A 15355-nucleotide genomic window follows, 5' to 3' on the forward strand; every position below is an offset into this window, starting at 1 on the left:
GTGAGACTCCTTCACATTCTGGCTGAGGGAGGCCCCCGTGGCGCGCATCCGGTTCGACGTGCTGTTCGGCGTCCTGGTCCTGACCGACGTGCTGCGCGTCTTCCTGCCGTCGCTGATCACGCTGGTCGGCAGCGCGGGCGAGACCCCGGCCGAGGTGATGGGCGCGTACGCGCTGTCGTGGTTCGTCGCCGCGTTCCTCGCGGTGCCGCTGGCGCGGCTGGTCCCGGCGCGGCGGCTGGCGCTCTGCGGCGGTGCGGCGCTGATCGTCGCGCGGATCGTGCTGCAGGCCACCGACGGCGGTGACCCGCAGCTCTACACCGCGAGCGTCGGGCTGCTCGCGGGGCTGGTCTGGCTGGTCGCCACCGCGATGACCGCGCGGGACACGGCGCCCGCCATGACCGGTTTCGCGGCGGGCCTGGCGGTGGCGACGGCGCTGCACGCGGCGATCGAGGGCATCGACCTCGTGTGGCGGGCGGGCGTCGTGCCGTGGGTCCCGCTGCTGGTGTACCTCGCGCTGTTCGCCGTCGCGCTGGCGCGGCACCGGGAGGCGGACGGGGCACCGGCGGCGCCCCGGGGGTGGCTGGGCGCCGGGCCGTCCGTGCTGCTCTGGGGCGTCTACACCGGAAACCCGGCGCACGCGGAGGCGAGCGCGGGCTGGTCCGGCGGGGTCGCGGCGGCGCTGATCGCCGCGGTGGCGGTGCTGTCGGTGGCGGTGGCGGCGCGCCCGCGGTTCTGGACGCGGCACCCGCTCGTCCCGGCGGCCGGGCTCCTGCTGTCGGCGCTCGGGTTCGCGGCGGGGCGGGCGACGGTCGGCGGCGTCCACGGCGTCTCGCCGGGCTGGACGGTCGGCGCGCAGGTCCTCGGGCAGCTCGCGCTGGCGGGCTGCCTCGGCTGGGCGGCGCGCGTCCCCGGCCCGGACCGCCCCGGCCGGCGCGGGACGGCGATGGCGGGCGGCTGGCTGCTGTTCGTCGTGCTGATGTTCGCCTACTACTCCGCCTACGACCTGGGCACGCCGAACCGCTGGGTCCCGGTCGTGACCGCGCTCGGAGTGGCGGCGCTGGCCGTCCGGGCGCCCCGCGCGGCGGAACCGCGCGGCGTCGGGGTGTGGGCGGCGGGCACGGCGGTGGTCGCCGCCGTCGCGGTCGCGGCCGTCCCGCTGTGGCGGGACACGGGGCCGAAGTGGCGGCCCGTGGACGACGGCGGGCTGCGGCTCGCCGCGTACAACCTGCGGATGGGCTACGGCCTGGACGGCACCATGACCGTCACCGGCCAGGCGGACGCGCTCCGCAGGCTGCGCCCGCACATCGTGGTGCTCAGCGAGGTGGACCGGGCGTGGATGCTGAACGGCGGCCGCGACTCGCTCCGGCTGATCGCCGAGCGGCTCGGGCTCCGCGCGATCTGGGCGCCCGCCGGCGACGAGGTGTGGGGCGACGCGGTGCTCACGGACCTGCCGGTCACGTCCGTCCGGAACACGCCGCTGGTGAAGGGCGGCCCGACCGGCGCCGAGGCGCTGCGGGTGGGGGTGCGGTGGAAGGGCCGTGACCTCACGGTGATCGCGACGCACACGCAGCCGCCGGACGGCTGGAAGGACCTCGGGCAGGCCGAGCAGCTCGCCCGGCTGGCCCAGGAGGAGGCGCGGGACGGGCGCCGGGTCGTGATGGCGGGCGACATGAACCTGGAGCCCGGCAGCGCGCCGTGGCGGGTCCTGCTGGACGCGGGGCTGACCGACGCGCTCGCCGCGGCGCGGCCGTTCGCGACGTTCCCGGCCGCGCCGCGCCCCGACCAGCAGATCGACCAGGTGCTCGTCACGCCGGGGCTGACCGGGCGCGACCAGGCCAACGAACCGGTGGCCTACTCCGACCACCGGCCCATCGCGGTCACCCTGGACGCGAAATGAGTATCTGAGCGGATGCCGCCGCGTCCGCCGCGCCGGGAGCATGGGCGCATGCGCCGACTCGTGATCGTCCTGTCCGCCGCCGCCCTCGCCCTGGTGGGCTGCGGCGGGGCGCCGTTCCCCGCGTCCGGCGCCAGTGCCGAGGACAGGGCGGTGGAGGACGCGCGCAACGCCGCCGACAAGGCCGGCGACAGGCTCTACGGTTCGCGGGTCCGGCCGGCGCAGGACGTGGCGCACCGGGCCGCCGGCCTCGACGGCGTCGAGGTCATGAAGGTGACCGGCACCTCGACCGCGGGCCGGGGCATGCGGCTGGTGCTGCGCACTGCGGGCACCGGCTCGGCCTGGGGAGAGAGCGAGCCGGTGACGGTGACGCGCTGCTTCGAGCTGTCGTTCTCCACGACGACCGAATGGCACCGCTACGGGACGCGCGAGGTGGCCTGCCCGCCGGGCGCGCCGATGACGTTCGCGCCCTGGCCGAAGACCCCGCGCATCCCGGACGAGCGGCTGGCGAAGGCGCTGCCGCGCGTCCCGTCCGGCGGCACGGTGGACGAGGCCGAGGTCCGCGCGGCCGTCGCGTCCCTGCGCCTGGACCCGGAGATCGGCGTCGGCATCCGCAAGGAGGGGGACGTGGTCGGCGTGGCGCTGACCGTCCGCCCCCATCCCTACCTGGACGACGCGCTGGACTGCACGCTCGCCCGCGTCGCGCCGGGCCGCACCAGCACGTGGACGCCGTCCCGGACGCAGCGGATGCCGGGCGAGGGCGGCTGCGACGTGGGGAACGCGATCCACCCGCAGCCGCCGCCGCACTAGAGGTCGAGGTCGTCGGGATGCTCGGCGAGGTGCTCCCAGAACTCGACGTAGGCCTGCTCGTGCATGATGCCGAGCTTGAGGATGCGGGCCCGTGAGGTCAGCCTGGCCTCGTCGGACGGGTCGAGGGAGGCGCGGCGCTCGCGGTAGTCCGCGAGCCAGCGGCGGTGCAGCGCGGCCTGCTCGCGGGCCAGCGCGACGACGTCCGCGGGGTCGCCGAGGTCGGCGAAGAACAGCTTCAGCTGCGCGGGGTCGCGGGTCTCGATCCGCGGGCCGCCGGGGTCGGCGAGCCAGCGGCGCAGCGCGGCGCGGCCGGCGTCGGTGAGGTGGAAGACGCGGCGGCGGCGCCCGCCCTCCTCGGTCTCCTCGCGGAGCAGCCCGTCCTCGGCGAGGCGGGCGGGGATGCGGTAGAGCTGCGCGTGCGGGACGGGCCAGAACAGCTCGACGCTCTCCTCGACGCGCGCCTTCAGCTCGTAGGGCGTCATCGGGCCGTGCCGGGCGATCAGCCCGAGCACCGCGCACGCCTGCACGCCGGGTTCCTCCATGGGCCCTCCCGCCGCGCCCGGCCGTGCTCCGGGCGCCTTGACACCGTCTCAGTGAGACCATATCTTCCATACCGTTGAGACGGTATCAATGAGACCATGGGAGGCCGCATGAACGTCCACCCCGAGCTCGCCGGGATCCTCGCCGGGATGGCGCCGAGGCCGGACGACCCGCTCGCCGACATCGAGGCGACGCGCGCCGGGTTCAAGGCGCTCATGGCGCCGCTGATGCGTCGCGCCGACGGCACCGTCCTCATCGAGGAGGCGACCGTCCCGGGGCCGGACGGCAACGCGATCCCCGTCCAGATCCTGCGTCCCGCCGGCGCCGCGCCCGGTCCGCTGCCCGCGGTCCTCTACATCCACGGCGGCGGGTTCAGCTACGGCGAGCTGGACGGCCCCAGCCCGATGGCCCGCGACGTCTGCACCGGGACGGGCTCGCTCGTCGTGAACGTCCACTACCGGCTGGTGCCGGAGCACCCGTTCCCCGCCGGGTTCGAGGACTGCTACGCCGTTCTGCGCTGGCTGGCCGCGAACGCCGCCGGGCTGGGCGCCGACCCGGCGCGGATCGCGGTGGCGGGCGCGTCGGCGGGCGGCTGCCTGTCCGCCGCGCTGTGCCTCGCGGCCCGCGACCGGGGCGGACCCGCCCTCGCGTTCCAGACCCTGCTGATCCCCTGCCTGGACGACCGGCTCGACACCGCGTCCGCCCGCCGGATCACCGACCCGCGCCTCACCAACCGCGCCAAGATGCGCGCGACGTGGGACGCCTACCTCCCGCCCGGTACCGTCTCCCCCTACGCGGCGCCGGCGCGGGCCGACGACCTGTCCGGCCTGCCGCCCGCCTACGTCCTGACCTGCGGGCTCGACCCCCTGCGCGACGAGGGCCTGGACTACGCGCGGCGGCTGATGGAGGCGGGCGTCCCGGTCGAGGTGAAGGACGTGCCGGGCGCGTGGCACCTGTTCGAGGCGTCCGCGCCGGGCACCGCCCTGACGCGGCGCACCACCCGGCACTGGCTCGCGGCGCTCCGCACCGCGCTCGACACCCCGCCCGGCCCGGCGGTCACGTCATGAGCCGAGGCGGGCGGCGGCGACCTTCTTCGGGACGACCATCCGCCACGCGTCCATGACCAGCTCGCGCATCTCGGGCTCGTCCAGCGCCGCCGTCCACGCCTCGACCCAGTTGAACCGCAGGTCCGACTCGCCGGGCAGCCGGAACCTCCCCGGCTCGGACGCGACCAGCGCCGCCCGCTCCTCCTTCGGGAACGCGAACCCCATCACCGTCTCGTCCCGCGAGAACGCCACGTAGACGATCGAGCCGACGCGGAACTTCACCCGGTCCCTGATGAGGTGCTCCGACGTGCGGGGCAGCGTCACCGCCAGCGCCCGCACCTGCTCCACCGTGATCACGTTGACCTCCCGTGGCCATCGCCGGAAAAGTATCACCGACCCCCGCCCCGCAGTTGATGATCTTGTTACATTGGCGGGGCGGCGCGACGCCGGACACCGAGGGGGCGGGGAACGTGAGCGAACTGGTGCGCTGGCAGACCGAGCACGGCAGCATCGTCGTCGAGAGCGACGACGACGACCCCGGCATGGAGGCGGTCTCCCGCGGCGGGGACCTGATCGGCACCGCCACCGCCAAGCTCGAGGACTCGTTCCAGCAGGTCCGGGACGCGGCGGAGGCGGCGCTCGCCGCGCTGCGCGGCGGCGACCTCAAGCCCGACGCGGTCGAGCTGGAGTTCGGGGTCAAGCTGAACGCCGCCGCCGGCGCCGTCATCGCGAAGACGTCCGTGGAGGGCCACCTGAAGGTCAAGATGACCTGGGGCGAGCCGAGGGCCGCCGCCGGGGAGGAGTAGGTGGGCGACTGGCAGTGGCGCGCCTGGGTCGGGACGCCCGCCGCGGGCAAGCTCGGCGCCGCGTTCCTGATCACGCCCACCCGCCTGCTGACCTGCGCGCACACCGTCGCCGGGCGGGACGACCCGCGCGTCGGGTTCCCCGGCCTCGCCGAGGACCTGCCCGTCCGGGTCGTCGCGTCCGGCGGCTGGCGCGGCCCCCGCGACCTCGGCGACGTGGCGGTGCTGGAGCTCGCCGAGCCCGTCCCGTTCGAGCCGGCGGCGCTGGCCGACCCCGGCGACGTCGACGGGCTCGCCGCGGGCGGCCGCGAGTTCGGCGTCTACGGGTTCCCGGCGCGCAAGGACGACAACGAGCGGCACGCCACCGTCACGACCGGCCCCCACCTGGTGACCCGCAACGAATGGTGGGAGATCCGGACCGCCCACGGCGTCCCGCTGGAGAAGGGGTACAGCGGGTCCGCCGTCTACGACATCGCGACCGGCGAGGTCATCGGCATGGTCACCGACGCCGAGCTGCGCGGCGGCCGCGCCGGGATCGGCTGGATGCTGCCGCTGTCCCGCCTCCGCGCCCACTGGGAGGCGCTCGACGACCTGCTGCCGCTGCGCTGGCTCACCGGGACGGCCCGGAGCGACCTGCGGGCACTGCTGGAGGACGTGCCGTTCACCGAGGCGCTCGCCGCCGACCTCGAGCACGCCGTCGGCCGCCGCCCCCGCGAGCGGTTCGGCTCCGCGTGGGCGTCCGTCCGCTACGTCGCCGAAGGCTTCCCGGAGCGGCGGCTCGCCGGCTACCTCGGCGCCCTCGGCGGACGCCTCCCCGAACCGCACCGGCACCGGCTCGCCGCCTGGGCCCGGTGCCACCTCCCCGGTGTCGAGCCCGCGCGGGAGGCGCCCGCACCCGCGCCCGCGTCGGTCATCGTCCGGCTCGAGCACGCCACCTTCCCCAAGGAGTACGACCTCACCGTCCACACCTGGTTCAACGACGCCGACCAGACCGCGCAGGCCACCGTCCGCGTCCCCGAGAGCGAGGTCCGCGACACCGTCCAGGACGCGGTGGCCCGCGCGAGCCGCGCCCTCGTCGGCGGACGCTGGATGATCGAGTTCGCGGTGCCGGAAGGATGGCTCGGCAAGCCGTTCGAACGCTGGTACATCGACGTCGAGGACAGGACGCCCATGCGGCGGTACCCGCTGGTCGTCCGGGACGTGAAGCGGCTGCGGCCCGGCTCGATCCGGCGCGACCAGGCCCACCGGCGCTGGCGGGTCCTGAAGGAGCGCGGCCGCACCGACCCGCGGCTCATCGACTGCGACGACCACCGCGGCGCCGCCGCCTTCCAGGACTGGCTCGAGGCCAACCCCGACCACTGCGCCCTCGTCTACAAGACGTCCCCGTCCAAGACCCGGCTCGCCGCCGCGCTCGGCAACGGCGTCCCCGTCATGCTGTGGACGCGGACCACCTGCGGCGGCCCCGCGCACGACGACTGCCACGGCCGCCGGCTCGGCGAGGCGCTCGCCGCCGCCGTCCGCGACGCCCGCCCCGAAGACCTCCCCGACATCGCGCTCGACCTGCGCCGCAAGGCCCTCGGCGCCCCGAAGGACGTCCCGCACTGCGGGCGCGACCTCACCCTGCTGTGGGACGACCCGTCCCGGCTGCCCGCCGACCCCCGGCTCGCCATGGAGGAATAGATGCCCGACTGGCTGCTCTACACCGGTAGCCGAAGCCGGCACGACGGCATCGACAGGCTGCCGCCGCCCCCGCCCTGGCGGGCCTTCGACGGCGGCCCGCTGCTGCCCGCCCCGTCCGGCGGCTCCGGCAACACCCACCAGGCCACGACCTACCGGCCGTCGGACGACGCCGTCCAGCAGGTCAACGCCGCCCTGTACCTGCGGCGCCCGCTGCTGGTGACGGGCCCGCCCGGTACCGGCAAGTCAACGCTCGCCTACGCGGTCGCGCACGAACTCGGCCTCGGGCCCGTCCTGCACTGGCCCATCACCAGCCGGACGACCCTCCGCGACGGCCTCTACCAGTACGACCCCCTCACCCGCCTCTACGCCGCCCGCGACGGCGACGTCCCAGCGACCGACGAGGACATCGGCCGCTACATCCGGCTCGGCCCGCTCGGCACCGCGCTGCTCCCCTACGCCCGGCCCCGCGTCCTGCTCGTCGACGAGATCGACAAGAGCGACATCGACCTGCCCAACGACCTGCTCACCATCTTCGAGAAGGGCGAGTACGAGATCCCGGAGCTGACCCGGCGCGCCGACCCGTCCGCCGAGGTCATGACCGCCGACGGCCCCGGCTCCCGGGTCGCCGTCACCGCCGGGACGGTCCGCTGCAGCGCGTTCCCGCTCGTGGTGATGACCAGCAACGGCGAGCGCGAGTTCCCGCCCGCGTTCCTGCGCCGCTGCGTCACCGTCGAGCTCCGCCAGCCCGCCGACGAGGCCGAGCTGTCCGCCATCGTCCGCGAGCACCTCGGCGACCTCGCCGACCGCAGCGACGACCTCGTCCGCCGGTTCTTCGAGCGCTCCGCGTCCGGCACCCTCGCCACCGACCAGCTCCTCAACGCCGTCTACCTGTGCCGGCACGCCGGCGCCGGCGACCGCGCCGCCCTCGCCGACCGGATCATGCGGCGGCTCGGCGGCCCCCTCGACGATGATTGACCGGCTCCGCGAGGTCCTCGGCGCGGTCTCCCCGCACGGCGCCCCCGACGCGCGCGAGCTGAGCGAGCTGCTGTGGCTCGCCGCCCACATCGCGCCCGCGGGGGACGAGCCCGCCGCGCCCGCACCGGAGCCGGCCCCGCCGGTGGCGGCCGCTCCGCCGCCGCCCGGGCCCGACGGCCTCGCGGAGCCGCCCGGACCCGCACCGGAACCCCGCGCCGCGCTGCACCACCGTCCCGCCACCGGCACCGCGCCGCCCGCCGGCGCCGCCGCCGAGGTGCTCGTCCCGACCGCGCCGATGCTGTCCGACCCCCTCGGCGTGCAGCGCGCGCTCCGTCCCGTCAAGCGGCGCGTCCCGTCCCGGCACCGCCGCGAGCTCGACGAGGACGCCACCGCCGAGCGCATCGCCGACACCCGCCTGTGGACGCCCGTCCTCGTCCCCGAGTCCGAACGCTGGCTGGCGCTCACCCTCGTCGTCGACACCGGCCCCACCATGCGGCTGTGGCGCCCCCTCGCCCGCGAACTCGCCGAGACGCTGCTGCGGCAGGGCGCGTTCCAGAACGTCGGCGTCGCCTACCTCACCCCCACCGGCCGCGTCTCCTCCGCCCCTGGCTCGCCCCCGCGCGCCCCCGGCACACTCCAGGACGCGTCCGGCAGGCACGCCGTCCTCCTCCTCAGCGACTGCTCCGGACCGCACTGGTGGAACGGGCGCGCCGCCCCGGCCGTCCGCCGCTGGGCCCAGGCCGGCCCCACCGCGATCCTCCAGCCCCTCGCCGAGAGCCTCTGGCGCCGCACCGCCGCACCGACCACCCCCGGCGTCGCCGTCCTGCCCCGCCCCGGCGGCCCCAACACCGGCCTGCGCTTCACCCCCCACGACGGCGCACCGCCGCCCGGCGTCCCCGTCCCCGTCCTGGAGGTCGCGCCCCGCTGGTTCGGCGCCTGGGCCCGGCTCGTCTCCGGCGCGGGCCCGCAGCCCGCCGCGATCGCGGCCCTGCCGTCCGGGCCGTCCGGCCCCGCCCCCTCGGACCGCGACGTCCCCGTCGCCGAACGCGTCCGCCGCTTCCTGCGCACCGCCTCATCCGACGCCGCCGAACTCGCCGCCCACGTCGCCGTCTCCGTGCCGTCCCTGCCGGTGATGCGGCTCATCCAGCACGGCGTCCTCGGCGGCTCCGACCCCGGCCGCCTCGCCGAAGTCCTGCTCAGCGGGCTGCTCCGGCCGCTGGACGACGTGCGCTACGAGTTCGTCCCCGGCGCCCGCGAGGCCCTCCTCGACACCCTCCCGCGCCCCGAGGCGCAGCACACCCGCCGCGTCCTCGAAGCCGTCTCCGCCGAGATCGAGCGGCGCGCCGGCGCGGCCGAGACCTTCCGCGCCCTCCTCGCCACCGCCGACGGCCCCCTCACCCTCACCGCCGACACCCCCCACTTCGCCCTCCTCACCGCCCCCGCCACGTCCGCCCCGCCGGCGCCGGTCCCACCCGCTCCGAACCTCCTGGACGTTCTCGGTACGCCGCTGGACGACCTGATCGGCGACGGCTGGGACCGCCCCGGGCACCCCACCGCCGTCGGCGTCGACGGCACCGGCGAGACGGTCCGGGTCGACCTCCTGCGCGACGGCCGGGACATGCCGCACGGGACGATCGTCGGCCGCCGCGCCGAACGCGACCGCGTCCTCCGCACGCTGCTGTTCAGCCTCGCTCTCGGCCACTCCCCGGCCACTGCCGCCCTCGCGTTCGCCGACTTCTCCGGCGGCGCGTCCTTCGTCGGGCTGGGAAGCCTCCCGCACGTCGTCACCGCCGTCCACAGCATGTCGATCGACTCCCCGCTGTTCCCCCGCCTGCTCACCGCCCTGGAAGCCGAACGGGCCCGCCGCGAGACCCTGCGGTCGCGGGCGCAGAGCACCCGTGACCGCTCGCCCGCCACGTCCCCCGCCCTCGTCGTGGTCATCGACAACGTCGCCCCCCTCCTCGGCGCACGCCCCGAGTTGCAGGAGCCCCTGTTCCGCCTGTGCGAAGAAGGGCCGGCCCAAGGAATCCGGTTCGTCCTCTGCTCGCCGGACGAGACCGACCTCCCCTTCCTCCCGCGATGGCGGATCACCGTCCCCGGCCCGGACGGCGGCGACTCGGCGTCCCTGACGACGACCGGCGCCGACGCCGCGCCGGTGACCTTCCGCCCCGCGCACATCGCGCTCACCGAGAGCGACCCGATCGTCGCGCGCATGCGCGAACGGGGGCCCCGGGCTCCGCGCCTCCCCTGGCCCGACGAACCCGCAGAACCCGCGGCGCCGTCGTCCGATGCCGGGCGCCCCCCACCGCGTCGGTCCTCCACGGCGGACGACGTCCTCGCCTTGAACGGGGCCGGCCTGGAGGCGGCGTTCACCAACGCCTGGAGACTGCCCGTCTCGATCCCCAGACTGCCGAACATCGGGCACGACCCCGATGGGAACGGATTCGCTGCGCCCTTCCTCGACCTCGCGAGCGGCGAATCGGGTCTGGTCGTCGGTGACAACCTTGCCCGACAGCACATCCTGAGGGTGATCGCGCTCGCACTCGCCGCCAAACACCCGCCCTCCCAGATGACGTTCGCCTTCGCCGGGTTGGGCGGGCACCCGCTGGGCGAAACGTTTTCCCTCCCGCACGTCCTCTACTCCGACGAGGAACTGCTGGGCAGGCCGCACAAGCTGCAGGAGTTCATCGATTTCCTGTCGGCCGAGTTGGCCACGCGCAGGGGCCATGCGTCACCCGAGGATCTGCCGCACCTGGTGCTGATGGCGGACGTATCGCTGACATTCCCGTCCAGCAGGGGCGAGGTAGGGGAGACGCTCCTCCAGGCCGCACAGCGCGGCAAGGCCCTCGGCGTGAAGCTGATCCTGGCGTCGTCCACCGTCGAGAACACCACGATCTGGAGCCGGTTCCTGCCGTTCCTCGACTGGCGGATAGCCGCGAACCGCCTGCCGCCCGCCGAACTCCGGACCGTCCTCGGCCAGGCGAGCCTCTCCTTCCCCGACGGCGACGCCTACTCCGTGGTGACCGGCGACGCACCGCGCCGGTTCACCCCGGCCCGTCTTCCGTCCGAGCGCGGCATCGCCGCATTCGCCGAGCAGGCGACCGACCGGACCCGGCCTGCGATCCCGCTTTCCGCAGAGGCGAAGATTCAGCGAATCCACGAATTCCTCGACAGGGTGCCCGAGAGCACGGACCGGACCACGATCGAAGCATTCCGCGAACTGGCACGACTCGAGATCGGAACCATAGAGGCGGCGGAACCCGACGCTCCCCGGCACGTCATGTTCGAAGGTCGCCATTGCCCGGAGATGCGGGACGCGGCACGGCTGTACGGCCAGATGCTCGCCGAGACCGGGCTGCTGGAGCACGGGCATGTGACAGAGCCCTCCCGCACGGCGTTCATCGGCGAAGACGCCGGCGGCGGAGTGCTTTTCGTCCGCGGAGAGGATCTCTTCTCGCCGGCGACCGGCGAGCTGATGGGCGCTGCCGCCGAGGCGTTGACCGAGGCAGTGCGGCGAGGCACCGATCCGGTGGTCGTCCTGTGCGTCGAGGACCAACGGACGGCGCTCTTGCGCGAGGCGCCCGAGCTGATCGGGCATTTCGAGAGGTCCATGGACTTCTCGTCCGCCCGTTTCCGCGACCGCGCCGGTGACGGCGACGAGACGGCCGGCGCGCCCGCGTCCGGCCTCCCGGACGTCCTGCACGCGAGCGAGCTGCCGGAGATTCCCGGCCGCCGCATCCCCATCGGAATCGCCGACCGGACGCACGAGCCGGTCCTCCTGGATCTGGAGGCGGACCGGCACCTGCTGATCTCCGGCCCGCCGGACACGGGCAGAGCCGCCCTCGTCCGCCTGCTGATCGGCGAGATCGCCACTCGCCATCCGGCTCCGGAGCGCGTCGTCTACCTGCTCGATCCCAACGGCCGGCTGAGCGAGTTCGCCGCGGGACTGGAGCAGGACGTCCTGGGACGCTACGGGCGCACGCCGGCGGAGATCGCCGAGATCATGGGGGCGGTCAGGGGCGATATCGCGCTCCGTCGGCGCCTCGGGCAGGGCATCGACGTCTACCTGGTGATGACGGGACGCGTTCCGCTGGTCGCCACCGATCCGCTGCCCGGTCTGCTGCCCTCGCTGGAGAAGACCGGGTACAACGGCCTGCATCTCATCCTGAACCAGCAGGAGTCCCCGCTTCACGCCCCTCCCGACCCGGTCGCGCAGCGGCTGCACGAACTCGGCGCGCCGGCCGTCCTGACGGGATCCTCCGGGCAGGAGGCGCGGCTGTGGGGGGTTCCGCGACCCGGCGGCGGACGGGGCCCCCGCGGCCGGGCCACGTTCAGCCGGCGGGGACGGCACCGGCTGATGCAGCTCGCGGAGCCGGACTGACGGGGTATTGGATCGAGCTGTCCATAACGTGTTAGGGTCGGCGCATGGCGCGGCCGAGGCAGTTCGAGGAGGAGCGGGCGGTGGAGGCCGCCATGCGGGCGTTCTGGGAGCGCGGGTACGAGGCGACGTCGACGCAGGAGCTGTGCGAGGCGACGGGCCTCGGGCGCAGCAGCATCTACAACACCTTCACCAGCAAGCACGACCTGTTCACGCGGGCGCTGACGCTGTACATGGACGCCCGGACGGCGAACGCCGTGGAGGTGCTGGAGGACGCGGGGCGGCCCGTCCGGGAGCGGCTGCGGACGGTGCTGGGGTGGGCCGTGGAGGCGCCGGCGGACGATCCGGTCGGCTGCCTCGTGGTGAACACCATGATCGAGATGGCGCCGCGCGACGAGGACGTCGCCGGACGCCTGCGCAGGGACCAGGAGAGGCGCCTCGCGGCCCTCCGGGCCGCGATCGAGGCCGGGCAGCGGTCCGGGGAGATCGACGCGGGCAGAGACGCGGGCGCCCTGGCGCACTTCGTGGTGGCGACGATCGCCGGGATGCGGGTCGCGGCGCGCGGCGGCGCGGACGGGCGGACGCTGCGGGCGATCGCCGACACGGCCATGGCGGCGATCTGACGGAGGCGGCGCAAGTGCCGCCTTTTTTCACGGCCGAGTTTTGAACTGATCATTCCAAAAGAGGGGCGTGCGATGCCACCGGCGGTCTACGTCCTGGGCTTGGCGATCTTCGCCCAGGGCACCTCGGAGATGATGCTGGCGGGGCTGCTGCCGCAGATGGCGGCGGACCTCGGCGTGTCCGTGCCGGACGCGGGGCTGCTGATCTCGGCGTTCGCGGCCGGGATGCTGGTGGGGGCGCCGGTGCTGGCCGTGCTCACGCTGCGCTGGCCGCACCGGCGGGCGCTGCTGGCGTTCCTCGGGGTCTTCGCGGTCATGCACGCGGCGGGCGCGCTGACGCCCGGGTACGGGGTGCTGTTCGCGACGCGCGTCGCGGGCGCGTTCGTGTACGCGGGGTTCTGGGCGGTCGCGGCGGCGACGGCGATCGGGCTGGTGCCCGCGGGGGCGCGCGGACGCGCGATGGGGATCGTCGCGGGCGGGCTCACGCTCGCCACGATCGTCGGGCTGCCCGCCGGGACGCTGCTCGGGCAGCACCTCGGCTGGCGGTCGGCGTTCTGGGCGGTCGCGGCGATGTCGGCGGCGGCGATGGCCGCGGTCGCGGCGACGGTGAAGGGCGGCGCCCGGACCGGGACGGCGCCGCGCGTCCGCGACGAGCTGCGGGCGATGGCGCGGCCGCGGCTGTGGCTCGCCTACGCGACGACGGCCCTGGCCACGGGCGCGCTGCTGGTCACCTTCAGCTATCTCGGGGCGATGCTGGAGGACGCGACGGGGATCCCGGAGCGGTGGGTGCCGGGCGTGCTGGCGCTGTACGGGGCGGGCTCGCTGATCGGGATCACGCTGGGCGGGCGGCTGGCGGACGGGCGGACCGTCCCGCTGCTGTACGCGGGGATCGCGGGGCTCGTCGCGGTGTCGGCCGCGCTGGCGCTGACGCTCGGCTCGGCGGTGCCGGCGGTCGTCCTCGTGTTCCTGCTGGGCGCGTTCGGGTTCGCGACCAACCCGGCGCTGAACTCGCGGGTGTTCGCCCTGACGGACGGGTCGCCGACGCTCGTCGCGGCGACGAACACCTCGGCGTTCAACGTGGGCATCACCGCGGGGCCGTGGCTGGGCGGGCTCGCGCTGGACGCGGGGGCCGGGTACCCGGCGACCGCGTGGATCGGCGCCGGGCTCGGCGTCGCGGCGCTCGCGACGGTGGCGCTGGGCCGGGCGGGCCGGCGGGCGGTCCGGCAGGAGGAGCGGAAGGTCGCCGTCGACGCGTGAGCCGGACGCGGGACGGCCCGGCGCGGGCGTCCGCGCCGGCCCGTCCCGCGTGGGTCGTCTACCAGCGGCACTGCGGGGCGTACAGGCCCCACAGAGCGCGCTTGTTCGGGTACTCGGCGAGCGTCCAGACGCGGTGCTGGGCGCGGTCGCAGCTCAGGTCCTCGGGCCCGTAGGAGATGGTCCGCCTTGACAGGTTCCTCCAGCCGTGGCCGCGCTGGTCGGCCTGGAGCATCGTGCCGCGCTCGGAGCTGTCGCTCTGCGAGAACCACCAGTGGCCGTGGGCGCGGACGCCGCCCTGCACGCGGTCGCCGGGCAGGCTCGCGACCCAGTTCGGGTAGGCGGTGCCGCCGGATCCGGCGACCAGGCCGGTGCCGTTGCGCAGCGGCCATGTCGCGACGCGCCCGCGCGGCTCCCTCTCCTTGCAGTACTCGCCCGCGATGAGCGACGGGCCGCGGGTGGTGCGGTCGACCGACATCCACGACACGCGCGGCGCGCCGTGGCCCGCGCACCGGGTGCCGGCCCAGCCGTGGGCGTACTGCCAGTTGCCCGTCTGCGGCATGACGTACCGGTACCCGTGCCCGTAGTACTTGCCGCCGTGGAGGCCGACCCGCTCCGCGTGGTCCGTCGCCCCGTTCCTGCTGCGGCCGAGGTCGTAGATCTGCCGCATGTCGAACTCGCGCAGGCCCGCGCGGGTGTCGGCGACGTACAGCTTGTCGCCGAACCAGGCGATGCCGCCGGCGTGCAGGTCGATGTCGCCGTAGGAGACCCTCCCGTCCCGCATCGCCGGGTAGACGAGCAGGACGTGCCGGTAGGTGCGCCGGTCCGGGTTCACGAACGTGAGCCGGACGGCGCCGTCGTTGTGCCAGGACACGAGGATCGGGCGGCCGGCGCCCCACCGGCCGTCGACCGCCGCGTCCGAGACGGTCGTGACGCCCTGCGGGTACCACTTGCGGGTCGCCGAGTCCTTCCTGTCGAAGCAGTAGGTGCGCGCCCCCGCGGGCACCTTGGCCGCCGCGGCGCAGCCGCCGGTGAGGTGGCGCTGCCCCGAGCCGTTGATCAGCGCTTGGACGCCGCTCCTGGTCAGTCTCTGCCCGAGCGCGCGCAGCGGACGGTCGAGGTTCGCGCCGCGCCGCAGGCCGAAGTCCGCCTTGCGCGGCGCGGCGTCCCGCGCCGAGGTCGACGCCGCCGCGGGCCCGGGTCCGACGACGGCGGGGGCGGATGCCACCAGCGCGGCCAGCGGGACACCGGCCGCCAAGGCGGCGGCGGAAGGCCGCCGCCCGCTCGCTCTCCGATTCATGATCATCACGACGCCCCTCCTTTCCGGCGCCGTATCGCGGAAAACCCCCCGCGCC

12 protein-coding genes are annotated in these 15355 nt (G+C 75.3%); 9 read left to right on the forward strand and 3 right to left on the reverse strand.

Annotated elements, in window-relative coordinates; translation table 11 throughout:
* Positions 1–37 precede the first annotated feature (37 nt).
* Both J4557_RS02540 and J4557_RS02545 read left to right on the forward strand, forming a co-directional pair.
* Positions 38–1897, forward strand: a complete 1860-nt coding sequence (locus J4557_RS02540; RefSeq protein WP_208264690.1) for an endonuclease/exonuclease/phosphatase family protein — start codon at positions 38–40, stop codon at positions 1895–1897.
* 48 nt (positions 1898–1945) lie between these two features.
* Positions 1946–2704 carry a translation initiation factor IF-2 gene (locus J4557_RS02545; RefSeq protein ID WP_208264691.1) on the forward strand — a complete coding sequence of 253 codons (759 nt, stop codon included), beginning with the start codon at positions 1946–1948 and terminating at the stop codon, positions 2702–2704.
* Here J4557_RS02545 and J4557_RS02550 read toward each other — a convergent pair.
* Positions 2701–3246 carry a PadR family transcriptional regulator gene (locus J4557_RS02550; RefSeq protein ID WP_208264692.1) on the reverse strand — a complete coding sequence of 182 codons (546 nt, stop codon included), beginning with the start codon at positions 3244–3246 and terminating at the stop codon, positions 2701–2703. The two genes, J4557_RS02545 and J4557_RS02550, sit on opposite strands and share 4 nt — an antisense overlap.
* A 96-nt stretch (positions 3247–3342) precedes the next feature.
* On the opposite strand from J4557_RS02550, the gene J4557_RS02555 reads away from it, so the two are divergent.
* On the forward strand, positions 3343–4311 hold the full coding sequence (locus tag J4557_RS02555) for an alpha/beta hydrolase (RefSeq protein WP_208264693.1): 969 nt from the start codon (positions 3343–3345) through the stop codon (positions 4309–4311).
* Here J4557_RS02555 and J4557_RS02560 read toward each other — a convergent pair.
* Positions 4306–4647, reverse strand: coding sequence for an MmcQ/YjbR family DNA-binding protein (locus J4557_RS02560; RefSeq protein WP_208264694.1), 342 nt, complete (start codon positions 4645–4647; stop codon positions 4306–4308). The genes J4557_RS02555 and J4557_RS02560 overlap by 6 nt on opposite strands.
* 113 nt (positions 4648–4760) lie before the next feature.
* Between J4557_RS02560 and J4557_RS02565 the strand changes: the two genes are divergently transcribed.
* The 6 genes from J4557_RS02565 (at position 4761) to J4557_RS02590 (ending at position 14003) form a co-directional block, all read left to right on the forward strand.
* Positions 4761–5096 (forward strand): CU044_2847 family protein, encoded by a 336-nt coding sequence (locus tag J4557_RS02565; protein WP_307799323.1) that lies wholly within the window; start codon positions 4761–4763, stop codon positions 5094–5096.
* A complete protein-coding gene (locus J4557_RS02570; RefSeq protein WP_208264695.1) occupies positions 5097–6773 on the forward strand; it encodes a VMAP-C domain-containing protein in 1677 nt (558 codons plus the stop codon).
* The gene (locus J4557_RS02575; RefSeq protein ID WP_208264696.1) at positions 6774–7748 is read left to right on the forward strand and encodes an AAA family ATPase; all 975 of its coding nucleotides are present in this window, start codon (positions 6774–6776) and stop codon (positions 7746–7748) included.
* Positions 7741–12129, forward strand: a complete 4389-nt coding sequence (locus J4557_RS02580) for an SAV_2336 N-terminal domain-related protein (protein ID WP_208264697.1) — start codon at positions 7741–7743, stop codon at positions 12127–12129. Before J4557_RS02575 ends, J4557_RS02580 begins: the two co-directional genes overlap by 8 nt.
* 44 nt (positions 12130–12173) lie before the next feature.
* On the forward strand, positions 12174–12749 hold the full coding sequence (locus J4557_RS02585) for a TetR/AcrR family transcriptional regulator (protein ID WP_208264698.1): 576 nt from the start codon (positions 12174–12176) through the stop codon (positions 12747–12749).
* A 72-nt stretch (positions 12750–12821) separates the two neighbouring features.
* Positions 12822–14003: a Cmx/CmrA family chloramphenicol efflux MFS transporter gene (locus J4557_RS02590; protein ID WP_208264699.1), complete on the forward strand. Its 1182-nt coding sequence runs from the start codon at positions 12822–12824 to the stop codon at positions 14001–14003.
* A gap of 58 nt (positions 14004–14061) precedes the next feature.
* On the opposite strand, the gene J4557_RS02595 is transcribed toward J4557_RS02590, so the two are convergent.
* Positions 14062–15309, reverse strand: a complete 1248-nt coding sequence (locus J4557_RS02595) for a hypothetical protein (protein ID WP_208264700.1) — start codon at positions 15307–15309, stop codon at positions 14062–14064.
* Between the last annotated feature and the right edge of the window lie 46 nt (positions 15310–15355).

Origin of the sequence: Actinomadura nitritigenes, assembly GCF_017573545.1 — a bacterium.
Lineage (GTDB): Bacteria > Actinomycetota > Actinomycetes > Streptosporangiales > Streptosporangiaceae > Spirillospora > Spirillospora nitritigenes.

Coding starts and splice junctions, on each gene's coding strand:
- J4557_RS02585 (WP_208264698.1), top strand. CDS start 12,174: ATGGCGCGGCCGAGGCAGTTCGAGGAGGAGCGGGCGGTGGAGGCCGCC.
- J4557_RS02575 (WP_208264696.1), top strand. CDS start 6,774: ATGCCCGACTGGCTGCTCTACACCGGTAGCCGAAGCCGGCACGACGGC.
- J4557_RS02590 (WP_208264699.1), top strand. CDS start 12,822: ATGCCACCGGCGGTCTACGTCCTGGGCTTGGCGATCTTCGCCCAGGGC.
- J4557_RS02545 (WP_208264691.1), top strand. CDS start 1,946: ATGCGCCGACTCGTGATCGTCCTGTCCGCCGCCGCCCTCGCCCTGGTG.
- J4557_RS02555 (WP_208264693.1), top strand. CDS start 3,343: ATGGGAGGCCGCATGAACGTCCACCCCGAGCTCGCCGGGATCCTCGCC.
- J4557_RS02580 (WP_208264697.1), top strand. CDS start 7,741: ATGATTGACCGGCTCCGCGAGGTCCTCGGCGCGGTCTCCCCGCACGGC.
- J4557_RS02550 (WP_208264692.1), bottom strand. CDS start 3,246: ATGGAGGAACCCGGCGTGCAGGCGTGCGCGGTGCTCGGGCTGATCGCC.